At 56.4% G+C, this 18,046-nt stretch carries 17 protein-coding genes and 1 tRNA gene; 9 read left to right on the top strand and 9 right to left on the bottom strand.

The annotated features are described in order from the left end of the window. From tmk to AC2FFE_RS02670, 3 genes are read right to left on the bottom strand one after another with little or no spacing between them, the layout of a single operon-like run. Positions 1 to 612 (bottom strand): dTMP kinase, encoded by a 612-nt coding sequence (gene tmk, locus AC2FFE_RS02680; RefSeq protein ID WP_496819555.1) that lies wholly within the window; start codon positions 610 to 612, stop codon positions 1 to 3. A gap of 11 nt (positions 613 to 623) precedes the next feature. Then, positions 624 to 1,751, bottom strand: coding sequence for a D-alanyl-D-alanine carboxypeptidase family protein (locus AC2FFE_RS02675; protein ID WP_496845890.1), 1,128 nt, complete (start codon positions 1,749 to 1,751; stop codon positions 624 to 626). A gap of 55 nt (positions 1,752 to 1,806) precedes the next feature. Further along, positions 1,807 to 2,946 (bottom strand): SPOR domain-containing protein, encoded by a 1,140-nt coding sequence (locus AC2FFE_RS02670; RefSeq protein ID WP_496845765.1) that lies wholly within the window; start codon positions 2,944 to 2,946, stop codon positions 1,807 to 1,809. A gap of 200 nt (positions 2,947 to 3,146) precedes the next feature. Here AC2FFE_RS02670 and AC2FFE_RS02665 point away from each other — a divergent pair. Beyond that, positions 3,147 to 3,236 (top strand) — tRNA-Ser (locus AC2FFE_RS02665). A gap of 375 nt (positions 3,237 to 3,611) precedes the next feature. Here AC2FFE_RS02665 and AC2FFE_RS02660 read toward each other — a convergent pair. From AC2FFE_RS02660 to AC2FFE_RS02650, 3 genes are all read right to left on the bottom strand, one after another. Beyond that, positions 3,612 to 5,114, bottom strand: coding sequence for a recombinase family protein (locus tag AC2FFE_RS02660; RefSeq protein ID WP_496845764.1), 1,503 nt, complete (start codon positions 5,112 to 5,114; stop codon positions 3,612 to 3,614). 606 nt (positions 5,115 to 5,720) lie between these two features. Beyond that, positions 5,721 to 6,596, bottom strand: coding sequence for an alpha/beta hydrolase (locus tag AC2FFE_RS02655; protein WP_496845763.1), 876 nt, complete (start codon positions 6,594 to 6,596; stop codon positions 5,721 to 5,723). Then, positions 6,596 to 7,231: an NADPH-dependent F420 reductase gene (locus tag AC2FFE_RS02650; protein WP_496845762.1), complete on the bottom strand. Its 636-nt coding sequence runs from the start codon at positions 7,229 to 7,231 to the stop codon at positions 6,596 to 6,598. Before AC2FFE_RS02650 ends, AC2FFE_RS02655 begins: the two co-directional genes overlap by 1 nt. A gap of 37 nt (positions 7,232 to 7,268) precedes the next feature. Between AC2FFE_RS02650 and AC2FFE_RS02645 the strand changes: the two genes are divergently transcribed. After that, positions 7,269 to 7,616 carry a winged helix-turn-helix transcriptional regulator gene (locus tag AC2FFE_RS02645; RefSeq protein ID WP_496845761.1) on the top strand — a complete coding sequence of 116 codons (348 nt, stop codon included), beginning with the start codon at positions 7,269 to 7,271 and terminating at the stop codon, positions 7,614 to 7,616. Between the two features lie 402 nt (positions 7,617 to 8,018). Here the strand turns inward: AC2FFE_RS02645 and xylB are convergent, their stop codons facing one another. From xylB to AC2FFE_RS02630, 3 genes are read right to left on the bottom strand one after another with little or no spacing between them, the layout of a single operon-like run. Next, complete coding sequence (xylB, locus tag AC2FFE_RS02640; protein WP_496821127.1) at positions 8,019 to 9,482, bottom strand: xylulokinase; 1,464 nt, start codon at positions 9,480 to 9,482, stop codon at positions 8,019 to 8,021. A gap of 50 nt (positions 9,483 to 9,532) precedes the next feature. Beyond that, on the bottom strand, positions 9,533 to 10,258 hold the full coding sequence (locus tag AC2FFE_RS02635) for an HAD family hydrolase (RefSeq protein WP_496845760.1): 726 nt from the start codon (positions 10,256 to 10,258) through the stop codon (positions 9,533 to 9,535). An 11-nt stretch (positions 10,259 to 10,269) separates the two neighbouring features. After that, on the bottom strand, positions 10,270 to 11,286 hold the full coding sequence (locus AC2FFE_RS02630) for an ABC transporter ATP-binding protein (RefSeq protein WP_496845759.1): 1,017 nt from the start codon (positions 11,284 to 11,286) through the stop codon (positions 10,270 to 10,272). Positions 11,287 to 11,433: 147 nt separating this feature from the next. Between AC2FFE_RS02630 and AC2FFE_RS02625 the strand changes: the two genes are divergently transcribed. The 7 genes from AC2FFE_RS02625 to AC2FFE_RS02595 all read left to right on the top strand — a co-directional run bounded on the left by AC2FFE_RS02625 (position 11,434) and on the right by AC2FFE_RS02595 (position 17,961). Beyond that, entirely contained in the window at positions 11,434 to 12,777 is a 1,344-nt protein-coding gene (locus AC2FFE_RS02625) for an ABC transporter substrate-binding protein (RefSeq protein ID WP_496821130.1), read from the top strand. Positions 12,778 to 12,846: 69 nt separating this feature from the next. Next, positions 12,847 to 13,713 carry a carbohydrate ABC transporter permease gene (locus tag AC2FFE_RS02620; RefSeq protein ID WP_496821131.1) on the top strand — a complete coding sequence of 289 codons (867 nt, stop codon included), beginning with the start codon at positions 12,847 to 12,849 and terminating at the stop codon, positions 13,711 to 13,713. Positions 13,714 to 13,716: 3 nt separating this feature from the next. Continuing rightward, positions 13,717 to 14,535 carry a carbohydrate ABC transporter permease gene (locus AC2FFE_RS02615; RefSeq protein WP_496821132.1) on the top strand — a complete coding sequence of 273 codons (819 nt, stop codon included), beginning with the start codon at positions 13,717 to 13,719 and terminating at the stop codon, positions 14,533 to 14,535. 64 nt (positions 14,536 to 14,599) lie between these two features. After that, positions 14,600 to 15,571 carry a sugar-binding transcriptional regulator gene (locus AC2FFE_RS02610; protein WP_496821133.1) on the top strand — a complete coding sequence of 324 codons (972 nt, stop codon included), beginning with the start codon at positions 14,600 to 14,602 and terminating at the stop codon, positions 15,569 to 15,571. Positions 15,572 to 15,583: 12 nt separating this feature from the next. Beyond that, on the top strand, positions 15,584 to 16,627 hold the full coding sequence (locus AC2FFE_RS02605) for an NAD(P)-dependent alcohol dehydrogenase (protein WP_496821134.1): 1,044 nt from the start codon (positions 15,584 to 15,586) through the stop codon (positions 16,625 to 16,627). Beyond that, entirely contained in the window at positions 16,624 to 17,190 is a 567-nt protein-coding gene (locus AC2FFE_RS02600) for an SIS domain-containing protein (RefSeq protein WP_496845758.1), read from the top strand. The genes AC2FFE_RS02605 and AC2FFE_RS02600 overlap by 4 nt, the downstream gene beginning before the upstream one ends. 3 nt (positions 17,191 to 17,193) lie before the next feature. After that, positions 17,194 to 17,961: an SDR family NAD(P)-dependent oxidoreductase gene (locus AC2FFE_RS02595; protein WP_496834480.1), complete on the top strand. Its 768-nt coding sequence runs from the start codon at positions 17,194 to 17,196 to the stop codon at positions 17,959 to 17,961. The last annotated feature ends 85 nt before the right edge of the window (positions 17,962 to 18,046 follow it).

Here is an 18,046-nt window from a genome sequence, read left to right as displayed (position 1 = left end):
CTATCGCAAAGCTGCCATGACGATGTCTCTCACATCTTGCGCAACGCTGTCCATGTCGCGATTGCCATCGACGACGCGGAACCTGCCGGAAAACTCATCTGCCAGCGCCAGAAACCCGGCGCGCATCTGTTTTTGCAGGGCGGGGCCGAAATCTTCAAACCGCTCCTCGGTGCCTTGGCGGCCTTTGGCGCGGGACAGGCCGGTTTCCGGGTCCATATCGATCAGCAGGGTCATGTCCGGCTCGCGCCCGATCATGAGGCTGTGCAACTGATCGACAATGCCCCGCAGATCACCGCGCGAGAGGCCCTGATACATGCGGGTGCTGTCGGCAAAGCGGTCGCAGATCACCACCTTGCCATCGGCCAGCGCTGGTTCAATGGTGCGTTCTAGGTGGTCGCGGCGGGCGGCGGTGAACAGCAGAATTTCGGTTTCAGCCGACCAACGATCCGGGTCGCCTTCCAACACCAGCCTGCGGATTTCCTCAGCCCCGGGTGATCCCCCGGGTTCGCGTGTCAGGATAACTTGATGGCCCGTCTCGCGGAGATACTCGGCCAACATTCGGGCCTGAGTAGACTTGCCTGATCCGTCTATGCCTTCAAAGGTCAGGAACATCCCGCGTTGCGTCACATCGACTCCAGCGGGTTATTGATCACGTCTTTCAGAACAATGCCGCCCACTGTCATCATGCGCACCAGGAACCCGCCCAGGGGCACATCCTCGGCTGCAACCAGCGGGCGGCGAATTTCGGGCAGGCCTTCGGGTTTGATGACCAGCTCAGCCAGTTGATCGCCCTTGGCAACAGGGGCGTTGACAGGACCGTCGTAAACGACCTCTGCCTGAACATTCTGAGTGCCCAGAACCGGGAAAAGCACGTTCAGGTCGCCCTGGGGCACCAACCCCACGGTCTTCTTCTCGCCCATCCACAGCTTGGCTTCGGCTATCGGCGTTTCTTCGGTGGCAACTGTCCTCTCGACAAAATTTCGAAACGACCAGTTAACAACGGACTCAGCCTCCTCTGCCCGCTGTGCGGTGCTATCGAGACCGGTGAGGACAAAGATCACCCGGCGGTCGCCCTGTTTGGCCGACCCGACGAGGCCATAACCCGCCTCTTGCGTGTGACCGGTTTTCAGCCCGTCGGCCCCGATGTCCAGCCGCAGCAAAGGGTTCCGGTTGCGTTTGTTCGACGGTGCGCGCCCGTCAAATTCGAACTCTTCTTCTGCAAATAACGGGTAGTATTCCGGGAAGTCGCCGATCAGACGATCCGCAAGAACCGCCAGATCATGCACTGACATCATATGCCCTGCGGCGGGCCAGCCGTTTGAATTGGCAAAGTTGGAATTGTCCATGCCCATCTGCTTACCGCGTTGGGTCATGTAACGGGCAAATCCCGCCTCGGTCCCATCGGGGCTAAGCGCTTCGGCGATCACCACGCAGGCATCATTGCCCGACAACACGATAATACCGCGCAACAGGTCCTCGACCGTTACGCGATCTTGCGTGTTCAGGAACATGGTCGAGCCGCCATAGCTCATCGCGTGTTCAGATACGGGCAGAGTTTCCTGCAAAGTCAAACGCCCATCGCGCAGCGCTTCGAACGCGACATAGAGCGTCATCAGCTTCGACATTGACGCAGGCGGCAGCGGTTGATCAGCGTCTTTCGACAGCAGTACGGTTCCGGTTGTCTGATCGATCACATAGGCGGCCCGCGCCGTGGTATCAAACGCTTGTGCGGGCAGGGCCAGGACAGCCATCCCGAGGGTAAGTACGGATGTGCGAATTGCGGATAGCACGGGGCGCCTCCTGTTATCAGTTGGACACGGTGAATGCGTCGGTAAAGCCCAGATCTTTGACATCGGTTTGAATTGCCTTGCGGTCGGCGCGTGTCGCGGCAGGGCCGACCAGAACGCGCCATACGGTTTTGTCTTCGGTCTTGAGCGCGCGGACCTCGGCAGTCATACCGTTTTTGCGGATCTTTTCTGCGGCGGTATTGGCATTGGCTTCAACACTGAACGTGCCGATCTGGACATACGGTTTCGTCAGGTTCGATGCGGCAGGGGCGGCGGCTGCGGCCGCTGCCGGCGTGGCCTCGGCCGCGTCAATCGCGGCGGCTGCCCCTTCGATCGGGTCCAGCGGTGTGGCCGTTATCTCTTCGGGTTGCTTTTTCTGCCACCACTTGCGCTTGGCTGGTTTTTCAGTTGGGGCTGCAACGGGGGCGTCAGACAGTCCCGGTGCGGCGGCCCCAGCGGCTGAGGCACTGTCTACCGCAGCTTCCGCAGCCTCTTCACTGGCCGAGCCAGCCGCCGCTGCAGCAGCGCCCGCAGCGGCAGGTTCTTTCTTTTGCCACCACTTGCGCTTGGCCGGCTTTTCCGGTGCAGCAGCCTCGGTCTCTGCTTCAGGTCCAGCGGCTGCTACTTCGGTTTCTTCTTTCGGAGCCTCCGCTTCGGGTTTCTGTTCTTCGGCGGGCGGCGCCTCTTTGGGTTCTTCCCGGCGCAAGGCCACAACACTCACGCGCGTTGGCGCACCGGCCAGCATTCCAAGCTTTTCTGCCGCAGCAGAGGAGACCTGCAAGGCAGGCCCAGGCAAGTTCGCCGGTCGCCGGAACAACGCGCCCGTGACGCTTTTGTTGTTCGCGGTGTTCTTGATCAAAACGCGTTCAGGCTGGTTGACATCGGGATGCGCCACCCAGATGCCGCCTAGCGAAGGCCGCCCATCCCAAAGTCCGGCTTCAGTCAAAGAAAACACATCGGGCGCTTCAACGTCACGCTGCGAGCTGTTGGTTACCTGAGGTACAAGTTCGATTGTCGAATTGTCAGCGCTGTCGCTCTTGGGTTTTGCGGAACCGTCCTGAGATTGAAGAACCTCGTCACACCCGGACAAAACTGTGAAAGTCACGGCCAAAACAGCCAGTCCTCGCGGTTTTGCGCGTGTCTGCGTCGCTCGCTTCATCATTTATTCCCTTGCCTGAAAGGGCTTCATTATTTCTAGCCCCACCGAACGACCGGTTCTGAGCGCCAGTCTGCTACGATCTTAAGGCCAGATCATAACGTGGCTGAAGGGCCAAGGAAAGGCTGCTGCGCAGGCTTGAGCAAGATTTCCCGATTTCGGCTTGCCTCTGATCTCAGTTGGGCTTAGACCGGGCCCCCGACGGGGAGGTGGCAGAGTGGTCGAATGCGGCGGTCTTGAAAACCGTTGAACGTGAGAGCGTTCCCAGGGTTCGAATCCCTGTCTCCCCGCCACTCATACCTGTCTCACTTCAGTTGTGTTTTCTGACCCGAAATTTTGCCGCAATTCCCGCGCGTTGGCGCATGCGCTTTCAATCAGAGACGAAGCAAACCGTACATTCAGAGGACAATTCAGGCGCAAGTCTCAGTGTCGCATTTTGGTGGGGTCGCTTTGGGCTGGATTTCCCTGATAAGCGGCAATTTACAGGGAATTTTCGCAAACCGGGACTGATTTCCGTCATTTCTCCTATCAGAACTGTATGTTTTTCAGAGGTTTATGCTGCAAATTCCCTAAAAGGTGGAACAGGGAATTTTATCGCGGGAACAGGGAGTTGTTCCGCCGGATCAGGGAGGGTGAGCCCTTTATCAGGGACGCAGGATCTGGAGATGTTAGAAGCCGAACAGGCGTTCCTGTTCGATCCAGTCAAGTGGGTGGGTCACGCTGACCAGACGCTTGAGTGTGAGTTCGGGCGGCTGAGTGCCGTCGAGAATCGCGGCTTGAATCTTCGGAGAGAGAAATGCGAGCTGAGCACGGGTGCGGATGAAGGCGCCGGGGACGCTTTCGCAGCGTGCGATCTCCATAAGTTGAATTCCGGCTTTTAGATCGCGTGCCCAGCCATGGGCGCGGATCAGCATGGACCGGAGGTGGGGATCAGGTTGGGGTGCCATATCTCCGGCGATGACCTTGGCCTCGACGCCGCGGCGGCGCAGATCGAAAGATGTGGTGATGTGTGTGAGATCTGGGTGCAGATGATCGACCGCGATGCCAAGTGCGCTTGCCAGGGTTTTGGGGTTCAATTCGAGGTCAATGTGTCCTCGTGCGATTCCGCCACTGGCCAGAATATCAGCGCCGACCTGACAGCCTTGGCCTAGAAGCCGGGTTACTAAATCCGCAACTGAAGTCTGAACCGCTTCCGCTGACCCGGCTTCCGGCTGCGCCAGAACTCGATGCGTGATTGCGGCGTCTTGCAGATGTCTGACGATGACATCGATGACCGCGTTTTCGAGCGCAGGGCCGGGCAGTCGCCAGCCAGAGATATCCTTACCACCCGAGATCAGTCTGTTGGAGATATAGTAGCGCAACCGTCGGCCTTTGCGGGTGGTGTGGGTCGGCGTCAACCGATCACCAGTTTCGTCATGCAGCAGACCGGTGAGCCAGGCCCCGGGGTCAGTGGAGTGTTGGCGCGCATCGGAGTCGCCGCGTGCCCGCGAGCGGTTGGAGGCCTGTCGCATTTTTTCCTGCACCCGGTCCCAGATGTCCTGATCGATGATCGCCGGATGTTGTCCGTCCCAGATCTTATCCTTGTGGCGGATTTTTCCGAGATAGACCGGATTGCGCAGCAGGTAATAGATTTGACCCCGTGACAGCGGACAATCCCCCTTCACACTGCCATCTGTCCGAACAAACCGTTTTGACCGCAGCCCTTCTGCCGTTGCCCGTTCTTCTACTTTGCGCAGGCAACCCAGCTCGTCATAAAGCCCAAAGAGATGCCGGACCGTTCTGGCCTCCTGTTCATTTATCACCAGCGTTCTTGCTTTTGGATCGGGGTGGCGGTCATAGCCGAGAGGCAGGTTGCCACCCATCCAAAGCCCCTTTTTCTTGGAAGCTGCAATCTTGTCACGAATACGTTCAGCGGTGACTTCCCGTTCGAACTGAGCAAAGGACAACAGTACATTCAGGGTTAACCGACCCATGGACGAAGAAGTATTGAAGGCCTGCGTGACGGACACAAAGGAACACTCGACCTGTTCGAGCCGTTCGACGAGCTTGGAGAAGTCGGGAAGCGATCGGGTCAGCCGGTCGATCTTGTAGACAACAACCATGTCGATACGTCCGGCATCGATCTCTTCAAGCAGGCGCTGAGGGCAAGGTTTATCTGCCTGCAGATGCACCCTGGCTGCCGGTGTTCAAACGAGAGCTTCAATCCTTTCCACGCGGACGCAACGACGATCAGGTCGACAGCTTTGCCCACTTTGTGAACTGGTCCAAGGGAGTGGGGTTCTATCGGGCGCTAGGCCATGATCATCAGATAAACATCGAACGTCGCGAGCGCCGTCGCGAGCGGATCAGACGGCGGTAGAACCTCAGCGTCAAGCTTGAAAACTCGTTGAATAGTTCTGGGAGGGCCGATGTCGGACCAATCCTGAGAGCGGCCCCAATGACCGCTCGCAACCACAAACCGGTCTAATCGCTAATGCCGTCGGATGACGGCTTTGAGCCCAACCCCGTCATTGTGAATTTGTGCTGCGCGCGCTCGCAGCACGAAAATTGCTGCAGGCGCACAGTTTTTGCCTCTGCGCGTCGGTAGAGTTAGCCGCCATTCGATCATGGCGCAGAGAAGATTGTGTCGGTAATGCACAGTTCGCGAGACCGTCCTGCCTTTACGCAGTTGGTGTTCAATGTCTGCATTGGGAAAGTGGCAACTTAAGGAATACTTGGACACTTAAAGATCGTTTCGAAACACGCGTTGACCTTGCCCCGCTGTAGGCTCCTGAGGATCAAAGAACCTTCCAAAGGAAATCAGCGGCCTGATCTGAAGCATCCCCTACGATAGCAGGATCATCGTAGATGTCAGTTTGACCTTTAGAAAACAGTGATGCTCTTTGTTTTTCGCCTGGAACCGCCCTGAAAAACTTGTCCGCCCACGCAGGGTTCAACGCATTTGGGCCGTGTAATTGCAGGAATGGCAAGCGTAGGTCAGGTGCTGCATTTTGAACATCAAACTGCAAAAAATGCTCTCGCGACATCACGGCAAAAGCGTTCGCATAGTTCGGATGTGCGGCTCTCTCCGCATAGTAATCATATGTCGATTGCAAGGTCATCGCAGCATCTTGCTCCAGCGACACCGCTGGGATCATCGTGACTTCTCCGGTGGCTTCGTATTCTTCGCGGGCTTTGCGTCCTTGCTCGATCCGGTCGTGAAAACCTTGTGGGTCTGCGGCCATCATCGCGGGGACGTCCCGGTAATATCCGGCGATGGCGACGAATGCCCTGACATCAGAGCGGGCTTTGATCGCATGAGCGAGGTATCCGGACCCCAGGCAAATTCCGACGGCTACGAGCCGCCCTTCGTCAACTTCAGGCTGTTCAGCCAAGGCATCGATGGCTGCGTTTAGGTCCTCTATTTTGTGCGGATAGAATTCATATTGGCGGGGTTGACCGCCGCTTTGGCCATAGTGTCGATGATCGATGGCAAGTGCTGAAAACCCTCGATCGGCCAAAGCAGCAGCATAGGTGCCGGTCACCTGTTCCTTGACCGAAGTCATCGGCCCGCCGGTTACGACAGCAGGAAAAGGTCCATCTCCGTTCGGCAGGTGCAAATCGCCCACAAGCGTGTCGCCCGCGACCTCGAATTCAATGCGACGGATCGGCATTAGTGTCGGTGATAGAAGAACGCTGCATTCGTTTCTCCACCCTGCCCAAGTGCCAGTTCGATATTGAGATGCGCTATCCCCTCCAGGTACCGGGCTGCTGCGAGCTTTGTGATCGTAACCGGATCAAAGCCCATATCTGCCGCGATCTGAGCGACTGTAGCCACGGCATCAGTCTTGTCGCCTGCAACAAAGGCCGTCACGGGTTTTCCGTCCCAACCTTGCTCGGCATGCTCCATTACGTCCGCAAAAATCGTATTGAAGGCTTTGACCACGATTGTGTCTGGTACCATTCCGGTAACAGCTTCAGCAGCCGAGATGCCGCTGTCCAAAACCAAGGGGGACCAATCATCGTTCAGAGGGTTGGTCGCATCGATTAATATCTTTTGTTTCAGGACATCCGACAGAGGTGCAAGGACCTCCTCAACCACAGCATAGTGTACCGCCAAGATGATGATGTCTCCGCCCGCCGCAGCATCTCGGAATGTTACGGGCCCGCTTCTCCGACCCACAACAACTTCATGCCCGGCTTTCTCTGCCAAGGCTGCCAGTTTTTGACCGACATTTCCGCCGCCTAAGATTCCGATTTTCACAACACGCTCCACAGTAAGGTTGACCGTTCGATTGACATCGGACATCAGGTTACCATCGTCAATTAGGTACCCAGGGGTAAGTATGGAACAAGTTCACCCAAACGCGTTCATTGCCGACTGTCCGACACGAGAGATACTGTCCCGCCTGGCGGAAAAATGGACGATGCTGACCTTGGCCGCTTTGTCAGAGGACCGAATGCGGTTTGGGGACCTTCACCGACGGATTGAAGGCGTCTCCCAAAAGATGCTGACCAAGACCTTGCGGAAACTGGAAGAGGACGGACTTGTACACCGAGAGGTCTTTGACGAAATGCCGCTTCGCGTTGAGTACGAACTGACCGAATTGGGTCAGGATATTGCACGGCTTGTTGTAAACCTAAAAACTTGGCTGGAAGATAGCTTGGATCGTATCGAGGCCGCTTCCAAGTAAGTCTGTTGAGGACCATTCTGTCCAACGCATGGTGCGCGGGAATGGTCGACGCAGATCCTCGAACACAGCCTTGAGCCAACCTTGATAGGTTCCGCCCGACCAAGCACCTAATCTGACAAAGCGGACATTCCCATCAAGCAGAGTCAGGCGGAATGGGCCGCCCTTTTGCATGTGTTCAGGATTACACCGATCATGGTTGGAATGATCACGACTTTTTATCCCTTCCGTCGGGAAATCGGGTGATCAACCAAGAGCGAACTCTAACCAGTCGAGACACCTCCGAGCTGACACGTTGCGCCGCTTTTTCCGAGTGGTGCTAAGTATGTGCGGCACATAGGACCGCACTATTGGCGTATTTGGAACTGGTTTAAGTCGCCTTACAGAACTACTTGCCAAGCACGTCTATCCCCGCCTAGACGATATTTCCTGAAGATGTTCGTATGCCGCGCGGAAACGGATTTTTGCCGCGTTGAAAGCCTCTGTCATATTACTGTCCTGAAGCACCCGCTCACCGATTCTGGGAGGTTTGAGGATGTCCTCTGGCGACGCTCCGGATCCAGCGATCATTGCAAGTCGAGCTGCCCCAAGTGCGGCACCGAACTCACCATCCTGCGGCAACTCTATGGGCACATCCAGAACGGTTGCGATCAGTTTTACCCAGTACCGTGATTGCGCTCCACCGCCGATGCCGATCAGACGGTCTATGCGGGCTCCAGTCTGCACCAGCGCATCATACGAGTCGCTCAAACCGTAGGCGACACCTTCGAGCACCGCACAGGTAAGGTCGTTCTGGTCGGTATCCTTTCCCAGCCCGGTAAAGCTGCCGCGAATGCTGGCGTCGTTATGGGGTGTGCGTTCTCCGGACAGGTAGGGGTAGAACTGCACGCGACCGGGCGTACACAAAGTGTCGCCCAGATTGCGCGTCAGGTCGGATGGAGTCTTGCCAGTGATCTGACCCAGCCAGTTTAGGCTGTCTGTTGCCGACAACATGACACCCATCTGGTACCAGCGATCAGGAACTGCGTGGCAGAACGTGTGCAGTGCGGAATCAGGGGCAGGGTAGTAACCATCCCGCGCAGCCAAAAGAACGCCTGAGGTTCCGAGAGACAGAAAGCCATCAGCCTCATTCAAAGCCCCTAGGCCACAGGCAGCTGCCGCATTATCTCCCGCACCACCCGCAACAACGACGCTGCCACTGACGCCCCAGTTTGCCGCTAAATCGGGCCGTAAGGTGCCTGCTGGCTGGCATCCTTCGACAAGCCGCGGCATCTGTGTTTCGCTCATCTGCCCGGCGGTCAACAAGGTGTCGGACCACGCGCGGCCCGACACGTCCAGCCAGGATGTTCCGGCACTGTCCGACATATCGGCGACATAGTCGCCGGTCAGGTAGTAGTTCAAATAAGCCGCAGGAAGCAGGACCTTGGCCACGCGGGCGAAACTTTCAGGCTCATGAGCCTTGACCCAGAGCAGTTTGGGCGCCGTGAAACCGGGAAACACGATGTTGCCTGAAATCTCACGAACGCCGGGCATGGCATCCAGATGCTGTGCCTCAATATCCGAGCGCGTGTCATTCCACAGAATGCAAGGCCGGATCACGTCGCCTGCAGAATCCAGCAGAGTTGCGCCATGCATATGTCCTGCGACGCTGACAGCGCGGAGGTCGGTAAACTCGGAGTGACTACCGCGCAATTCGCCAACCGCCATTTCAAGCGCCGTGATCCAATCCGCCGGGTTCTGTTCGCTCCAACCGGGGTGTTTGTGTTCAGATGAGTAAGACTGCTCAGCAGATCCGATCACGCTGCCATCTTCTGCCAGTAGCAGGGCGCGAAGCCCGGATGTTCCCAGATCAATGCCAAGGTAGCTCATGCCACGTTGCCTCCCATTGGTGCCTGTAAATCGTTTACTTTTTTTGCCCGCTACCTGAATAGGGCGGGCGCAAGTGATTCATAGGATGATATGATCAGATCAGCTCCTTGCTGACGAAGAAACTCGCCATGCTGGTCTTCAATACCACGTAGATGCGCCCCACCCACAAATCCGGCACAATACATGTTAGCCGTCTTGGCAGCGCGCACGCCATAAGGTGAGTCTTCGATCACAAGGCATTTTCTGGGGGGAACACCGACCTGAGCAGCGGCGTATAGAAACAAGTCTGGTGCTGGTTTGCCGTGTTCAACCTGCTCGGCGCTGAAGATGTTATCAAACAACGCGGTCATCTGCATCGCCGTCAGGGCAACACTGATCCGTTCGAACGTCCCGCTGGAGGCGATGCAATACGGAAGGTTCAACGTAGTCAACACTCCCAAAAAATCTTTGACATCAGCAATAGGTGAGAGTTCCCGCTTGAAACGTCGGAACAACTTGGCCTGCCATGTATGCGCAAAACCTCTGGCAGAGGTTGTGCTGTGCTCAGTAACAAAAGCTTCAATTGTCGAGAGAGATTTGCCCAGAAATAGGCTTCGGACCTCTTGTGCCTGCAGGTCGATACCATACTCTGTCAGAGTTTCTTTTAATGTGGACAGCGAGATGATCTCGCTATCGGCAATAACTCCATCAAAATCAAAAATAATCAGATCGAACGCCTCAAGCGATATAGGAGGCTGCGCATCCGGCTTGGAACCCTTGGCGTTGTCGCCTGCCATCGCGCGCACCGTTACAATGCGCGCCCGTCGGCACTAAATTGATGCAGTCGATTTTCGGGGACTCGAACACCTACGGTTTGACCAACAGGTGTATCGTCGTCACCGCCGACGCGCGCTACGATCTCGCTATTGTCAGGGAGTGTGAGGTATAGCAAGCTCTCGCCTCCCAGCTGTTCCTTGACCCTGACCGTGGCGTCGGTATTGCCCGCGTCTTGTTGCACCAGCTCAAGATGTTCGGGGCGGCAGCCGACGAAAGCCGCCTCCGGCTTGATGGTCAATCCGCTCACTGTGTTACTGGGCGCAAACACATTCATGGCCGGGGAACCGATAAACTCGGCAACAAAGCGTGATCGGGGTGAATGATACAATTCCATCGGAGTTCCAACCTGCTCGACGCGTCCGCCATTCAAAACAACGATTTTGTCGGCCATTGTCATGGCTTCAACCTGGTCATGGGTCACATAGATCATCGTTGCGGCGAGTTGTTTGTGCAGGCCTTCCAGCTCGACCCGCATCTGCACCCGCAGTTTTGCGTCCAGATTGGACAGCGGCTCGTCAAACAGGAAGACCTTTGGATTTTTGACGATGGCCCGACCAATGGCCACACGCTGGCGCTGACCACCCGACAGCTGTGAGGGCTTGCGATCAAGATAGTCTTCCAGCTGTAGGATACGGGCTGCTTCGGCGATCCGTTCCTGCCGCAAGGCAGGCGCAAATCCGTTGACTTTCATGCCGAAATCCATGTTCTCGCGCACGCTCATGTGCGGGTAGAGGGCATAGGACTGGAACACCATCGCTAGCTCACGGTCGGCAGGTTCAGCATGCGTCACGTCCAGCCCGTCAATCTCGATACGCCCCGAGTCGGCACCCTCCAATCCAGCCAGTGTTCGCAAAAGGGTTGATTTGCCACAACCCGATGGCCCTACGAATACAACAAACTCCCCGTCCCTGATGTCCAGACTAACATCGAACAGCGCCTGTGTTTCACCGTAAAATTTGTCGAGCCCTTCAATTCTGATGCCAGCCAAGGCAACCCCTCCCCAACGGCGAACGCTGCGGTCCGCAAATTATCTTTTGTTTATCAGTAGAAACAAATGTATTGACTTTCAAGTCGGAAAAATACTTTTGTATGAACTAGTATGCAAAAGAATTTTGAACTGGGAGGAGACCTGAGAATGAAAACTCTTAGAAACTTGCTGGGTACCGCAGCCGTCGCCAGCATCATCGCGACCGGTGCGGCCGTTGCAGATGATGACTGGAGCCTAAAAAAGGCTGCCGAACCCTATGCGGGCACAACCATTGACGTCGTGTTCCTGCTGCGCCCGGGGTATGAGGCGATCGAAGCCATGCTGCCCGAGTTCGAAGCGGAAACGGGAATAAAGGTAAACGTCATCAAGCATCCCTATGAGAACGCTCTGGGTGAACAGGTGCGGGATTTTGTGGCTGGCGGTGATCTGGATATTGCACTGATTGACCTTGTTTGGATAGGCAACTTTGCAGAGAACGATTGGATCATTCCGTTAGCGGATGTGCAGGCAAAGTTCCCTGACGCAGTTGATCCAGATCTGGATATCGATGACTTTTTTCCTCTGGTGCTGAATGCCTTTGGTGGCTGGAACGACACGCTGTATGGGCTGCCGTTCGACAACTATTCAGGCCTGATGTTCTATAATCGCTGCATGCTGGAAGAAGCCGGGTTCGACGGCCCACCGGAAACTTGGCAAGAGCTGAAGGACACATATGGCCCGGCGCTGACAAAAGACGGAAAATACGCCTTTGCGCTGCAGTCCAAGCGGAATGAAACCCAGTCTGCTGACAGCTTTGCACGGATGCTGTGGCCCTTTGGCGGTTCGTTCCTAGACGATGAATTCAAGTCCAATCTGATGAGTGACGAAAGCCAGGCAGGACTAAAGTTCCGTCAGGAACTGATGGAATACATGCCTGACGGTATCGTGGCATATGACCATGCCGAAACCGTGAATGGGTTCAGTCAAGGCGACATCGCAATGATCACCGAATGGTCGGCCTTCTATTCGTCGGTCGTCTCGCCCGAGACATCGAAAGTGGCGGATTGCGTTGAAATCGCACCCGAGCCCACAGGCCCTGCGGGCCGCAAGCCAGCACTTGGCGGGTTCTCTCTGGCAGTAGCTTCGCAAGCAGACGAAGCCGAACAAGCGGCAGCCTATTTGTTCATCCAGTGGGCAACCTCGAAAGCCAACGCGCGGGAATACCTTGAGCGCGGTGGTGTTCCGGCCCGTCAGTCTGTCTATCAGGAAGACGGTTTGGAAGACTTCAAGTTTGTGCCCGCACTGGTCGAGAGCTGGCAAGACGGCGTGCCGGAATTCCGCCCCCGTTTCGCGGAGTGGCCCGAGATCACCGAGATCGTTCAGGAATGGGGCACCAAAATGATGCTGGGTGAGGTTTCGACCGAGGAAGGTGCACAAGAGATCGGCACCCGGATGGAGGCCGTCCTGGACGCAGCCGGATACTACTCTGGCGACAAACCGCTGGCACAGTGAAACAAAGAAGCGGGGGCGCATATTTGGCGCCCCTGCACCCTGTTCGAGAGGGTCAGCTGGAGGACGGACATGCGCGGCCAAGTACCCCGCAGAACAATACTTGCATTCATCGGTCCAGCGGTCATCGGTCTTGCCGCGGTGGGCATCGCGCCATTGCTTTACGCGGCTTGGACTTCAGCGCATTTCTACAACCTTACAAAACTGAAGCGGGTCGAATTCATAGGTTTTGAAAACTATTGGACCGTTCTGACGGATGAAGTGTTCTGGCAGGCGATGGGCCGCACGTTTTTCTTGCTGGGTACGGCCCTGCCGCTGCAAATCGCACTCGGTCTGGGCATTGCGTTGGTGTTGCATCAACCTGGTCTGACACTGGTAAAAACAATGGCGCGCCTAAGCCTCGTTCTACCGATGGCCACGACCTACGCGGTTGTGGGCCTGCTGGGTCAGGTGATGTTCAACCAGAAGTTTGGCGTAGTGAACCAGCTTTTGGGCGGGGCCGACATAAACTGGATCGGCGATCCCCAGAATGCTTTTGCCATGATTGTGTTCTGGGACGTCTGGCAATGGACACCGTTTGTAGCGCTGGTTCTTCTGGCAGGTCTGACCATGGTGCCGGGCGAAGTGGAAGAGGCCGCGCGCCTGGAAACCAAGTCCAAATGGATTGTTCTGCGCTATGTGCAACTGCCCTTTCTGGTGCCGGGTCTGGTTGCGGTGCTGATCCTGCGAACAGCGGATACTTTGAAACTGTTCGACATGGTGTTCACGCTGACACGTGGCGGGCCGGGATCGTCGACCGAGTTCATTTCGCTTATGATCCAACGGGTCGGTTTTCGCGGCTTCGATCAGGGGCTGGCCTCGGCGCAGGCCATTATCCTGCTGATAATCACCATTGTACTGGCGCAAATCTACATCCGCGTCTTCTACAAAGAGGTCTGAGCCATGATGACGACCCGCTCATACTGGTCTCAGATTGCCTTGCTGGCTTTGATCATTCTGGTCTGTGTCTTCCCGTTTTACTGGATGGTCACGACTTCCCTAAAAACGCAGGTGGTAGCGCTTGAAGCGCCCCCCGTGTGGCTATTCGAACCGACACTGGCCAACTATCGTGAGGCCCTGTTCGAAGACGGGGTACTACGTACACTGATAAATTCGCTGATCATTGCTATCTCTACGACGTTGCTGGCGCTAGTTCTGGGCGTTCCTGCCGCCTTTGCGCTGGCCAGGTTCGAGTTTCGCGGAAAAAAAGACCTTTGGTTCTGGTTCATTACCAATCGGATGGTTTCCCCCATTGTTCTGGCTCTTCCGTTCTTTCTGATCGCCCGTAACCTGTCGCTGCTGGATAAACACATCACGCTGATCCTGATCTACCTGACCTTCAACTTGCCGATCGTAATATGGATCGTGACAGATCAATTCAGAGGCATACCCTATGATCTGGACGAGGCCGCACGGCTGGAAGGGGCCTCGCAGTTTACCATCATGCGTAAAATCTGCCTGCCATTGGCCATGCCTGGTGTAGCCGTATCGGCGATCTTTTCTTTCATATTCTCGTGGAACGAACTGATGTTCGGTCTGATCTTGACCAGAACCGAAGCCAAAACGGCCCCCGCAATGGCCGTGTCTTTCATGGAAGGCTACAATTTGCCGTACGGTAAGATCATGGCCACATCGACGCTGATCGTGATCCCGGTTCTTATCTTCGCGCTCATCGCCTCCAAGCAATTGGTGCGTGGCCTGACGATGGGAGCCGTGAAATGAAGTCTTCGACCACTCCCTTTCCCGTTTCGTTGCGTTAGAACGAAACCAAAAGGAAAGGACACCCATGTCACGCTATATCAAACTTGACCAGATCGATCCGGAAGAACAGCTATTGGTGCGGCTGTGCTGGGCCTGCGAGGTCGAGGGCATGACACAGGCCGACGCGGCCGAGCGGTTTGGAACAACGCGGCTGCGTGTAAACAAAGCGCTCAGCGAGGCGCGGCGGCGTGGCATTTTGCGTGTCAGTGTGGATTCCGTTTTTGCGGCAGCGGCGCAATTTGAATGGGAGCTTGAGCGGCAGTTCAAACTGACCCGCGCAGTTGTGGTGCCTTCGCCCGAGGACCGTGTGTCAGTCACCCCGCTGGTTGCTGCGGGGCTGGGTGCGCATTTGGGCGAAGTCTTGAGCGACCCGAACCTGACTCATTTTGGCATGTCCTGGGGCAACACTTTGAACCTCGCGACGCGCCACATGCAGCCGCTCGACCGTCCTGATCTTGAGATCGTGTCGATCATGGGCGGCGTCTCGCGCGGATCGGACGTGAACGGGTACGAGATCACAACGCGGCTGGCTGATTTATGCAACGCCGAACACAGCTTTTTCACCGCGCCGCTTTATGCGGGTAGCCCGGAGAGTCAGGCACTGTTCATGGATCAGGACGTGATCCGGGATATGCTGGAAAAGATTCGATCTTGCGGTGCAATTGCGCTGGCTACGGGGGATCTGGAGAGTTCGCTGCTGGTGCGTGATGCCTTGCCAAACCGGGTCGATCCGGCCGATCTGATCGCCAAAGGCGGAGTAGGTGATATCACCGGGCACATCTTGAATGCGGATGGTGAGCTGATTGATCATCCGTTGAACCAATGTGTCATTGGCCTGTCGCTGGATGAGATGGCCGAAATAGACAATGTCATTCTGGCCGCTGGTGGCCTTCATAAAACGCCGATCATTGCTGCGGCCCTGAAGCGCGGTTTTGTCGACACGCTTGTTACGGATGAGAACACGGCAGCCGCTTTGCTTGAAACCAACAGAACATAAGGGAGGTGTAGGATGGCCAAAGCTCTGGTTCTGGAAAAAGCCCGCAGCCTTGCGCTGCGCGAGATTGAGCTGGCCAAGACATTGGGCCCTGAGGATGTCCGCGTCGCGATAGATACGGTTGGGGTGTGCGGCAGCGATGTTCACTACTACACCCATGGCAAGATTGGGCCCTTTGTCGTGAACGCGCCTATGGTGCTAGGACACGAGGCTGCAGGTGTGATTACCGAGGTCGGGTCAGACGTAACGGACATCGGTGTCGGTGATCGGGTCTGTATGGAGCCCGGCATTCCCAACACCCGGTCCAAGGCCGCAAAGCTTGGTGCCTACAATGTGGACCCATCTGTGCAGTTTTGGGCCACGCCTCCGGTGCATGGCTGCCTGACCCCCTCGGTCGTACATCCTGCGGCGTTCACCTATCGCTTGCCCGACCACATCAGCTTTGCCGAAGGGGCAATGGTCGAACCCTTTGCAATTGGCATGCAGGCAGCAACCAAAGCGCAGATCAAACCGGGTGATGTGGCGCTTGTCACCGGTGCAGGGCCAATTGGCATAATGGTGGCTCTGGCCGCGCTGGCCGGTGGTTGCGCCAAGGTCTATATCTCTGACCTGGTTGAGGAAAAGCTGTCGGTTGCTGCACAATATGACAATATCGAACCTGTTTTGATCGGACGCGATGACCCCTCAGCCGTTGTGCGCGACGCGACCGAAGGATGGGGCGCGGATGTGGTTTTCGAATGTGCCGGCGCCGCCACCTCAATTCAAAACGCTCTCGATGCCGTAGCCCCTGCGGGCTGTGTAGTCTGGGTAGGCATGCCGGTCGATCCTGTGCCGGTCGACATTGTTCTGGCTCAGTCCAAGGAAATCAGGATGGAGACGGTGTTTCGCTATGCCAATATGTATGACCGGGCCATAGCATTGCTTGGGTCGGGTAAAGTGGATGTGAAACCTCTGATCTCTGAAACATTTGACTTTGAGAACAGCATCGAAGCGTTCGACCGTGCAGTTGAGGCGCGACCAACAGATGTCAAAATCCAGATTCGGTTGGACCGAACATGACCGACGTTTTGGACAATTTGGCCGAACAGGTCCTGTCTGAACTACGACCGGGCTTGTCCGGTCACGTTTTGAAACAGATCGCGCCTTTATCTGAGGCTCTTGCCAATTCACGGCAGATCCTTTGCTACGGTGTCGGTCGCGAGGGCCTGATGATGAAGGCGCTCGCGATGCGGTTGTTTCACTTGGGCTGTGACGCCCATGTGGTCGGCGACATGACGGCGCCACCGGTCGGGGCATCGGACATCCTGCTTGTCAGCGCAGGACCAGGGCATTTTTCGACTGTGGCGGCGTTGGTGGGCGTTGCGCGGGAGGCCGGTGCCAAAGTTGTCTGCATCACTGCAGAACCCGAGGGTGCCGTGCCACAGGCTGTGGATCTGACCGTTCACCTTCCCGCGCAAACCATGGCCGCAGACCAAGGTCCCGATGCCACGTCTGTGCTGCCGATGGGGTCGCTCTATGAGGTGCTCATGCTCCTGTTCTTCGAGCTTCTTGTGCTGGACCTGCGCGACAGGATGGCCGTCACGCCCGAGGATATGCGCGCCAATCACACGAATTTGGAATAGCTCATGCCCTGGGAAACCCGTTTCAGTTTGAAGGGAAAGAAAGCGCTGATCACCGGTGCATCTTCAGGGATTGGAACCTCAATTGCACAGGTTTTTGCGGATGCAGGAGCGGACATCGCGGCGCATGGCCGCGACAAGGACCGGCTTGCGCAATTGGGAACTGAGGTTCAAGCATTGGGGCGAGATTTTGCAGCAATAACCGGAGACTTGGCTGATGCCGAAGAAACGGCCTTGGTCGCAGCCAGGGCATTGGAGGTTTTTGGACGGGTCGATATTCTCGTAAACTCTGCCGGAATTGCCCTGACCGGGCCGGTTGTTGACTATGATCTGACGGATTGGCAGCGCACTTTGGCGGTAAATCTAACAGCGCCCTTTATCCTATCCCGCGCGGTACTGCCTGGCATGATGGAACGGCGACAGGGCAAGATCATCAACATTTCATCGCAGACGGGCGTTATTGCCTTAGCCGATCACGCGGCCTACGCCACCTCCAAGGGGGCGCTCAATTCTCTGACGAAATCGCTCATGACCGAAGCGGCGCCGTACAACGTTCAGGTCAACGCGATCTGCCCAACCGTCGTGCTAACCGAAATGGGGAAAGAGCTGTGGTCGGCGCCGGAAAAGAAAGATCCGTTTATCGAGAGAACGCCTTTGGGCCGTTTTGGCGAACCTGTCGAGATCGCAGATATGGCCCTATATCTGGCTGCCCCCGCATCCGATCTGGTGAACGGTGCGATCATGATGATCGAAGGGGGGTATTCAAGCATATGATGCGTTTTGCAAACCAACCCTCTGGGTTTGGGGTTGGCCCGTCGATCTGTTTTCGGCACTGCGGAGACTTCCCGGAAGGTGAGGA

This window comes from Ruegeria sp. YTSA168, from assembly GCF_059610045.1.
This window is presented reverse-complemented; position numbering and strand designations above follow the sequence as displayed.

Bases quoted from the DNA above. Each gene is read 5' to 3' on its own strand.
- tmk (WP_496819555.1), bottom strand. From the start codon at position 612: ATGTTCCTGACCTTTGAAGGCATAGACGGATCAGGCAAGTCTACTCAG.
- AC2FFE_RS02675 (WP_496845890.1), bottom strand. From the start codon at position 1,751: ATGGCTGTCCTGGCCCTGCCCGCACAAGCGTTTGATACCACGGCGCGG.
- AC2FFE_RS02670 (WP_496845765.1), bottom strand. From the start codon at position 2,946: ATGAAGCGAGCGACGCAGACACGCGCAAAACCGCGAGGACTGGCTGTT.
- AC2FFE_RS02655 (WP_496845763.1), bottom strand. From the start codon at position 6,596: ATGCCGATCCGTCGCATTGAATTCGAGGTCGCGGGCGACACGCTTGTG.
- AC2FFE_RS02650 (WP_496845762.1), bottom strand. From the start codon at position 7,231: ATGTCCGATGTCAATCGAACGGTCAACCTTACTGTGGAGCGTGTTGTG.
- AC2FFE_RS02645 (WP_496845761.1), top strand. From the start codon at position 7,269: ATGGAACAAGTTCACCCAAACGCGTTCATTGCCGACTGTCCGACACGA.
- xylB (WP_496821127.1), bottom strand. From the start codon at position 9,482: ATGAGCTACCTTGGCATTGATCTGGGAACATCCGGGCTTCGCGCCCTG.
- AC2FFE_RS02635 (WP_496845760.1), bottom strand. From the start codon at position 10,258: ATGGCAGGCGACAACGCCAAGGGTTCCAAGCCGGATGCGCAGCCTCCT.
- AC2FFE_RS02625 (WP_496821130.1), top strand. From the start codon at position 11,434: ATGAAAACTCTTAGAAACTTGCTGGGTACCGCAGCCGTCGCCAGCATC.
- AC2FFE_RS02620 (WP_496821131.1), top strand. From the start codon at position 12,847: ATGCGCGGCCAAGTACCCCGCAGAACAATACTTGCATTCATCGGTCCA.
- AC2FFE_RS02615 (WP_496821132.1), top strand. From the start codon at position 13,717: ATGATGACGACCCGCTCATACTGGTCTCAGATTGCCTTGCTGGCTTTG.
- AC2FFE_RS02610 (WP_496821133.1), top strand. From the start codon at position 14,600: ATGTCACGCTATATCAAACTTGACCAGATCGATCCGGAAGAACAGCTA.
- AC2FFE_RS02605 (WP_496821134.1), top strand. From the start codon at position 15,584: ATGGCCAAAGCTCTGGTTCTGGAAAAAGCCCGCAGCCTTGCGCTGCGC.
- AC2FFE_RS02600 (WP_496845758.1), top strand. From the start codon at position 16,624: ATGACCGACGTTTTGGACAATTTGGCCGAACAGGTCCTGTCTGAACTA.
- AC2FFE_RS02595 (WP_496834480.1), top strand. From the start codon at position 17,194: ATGCCCTGGGAAACCCGTTTCAGTTTGAAGGGAAAGAAAGCGCTGATC.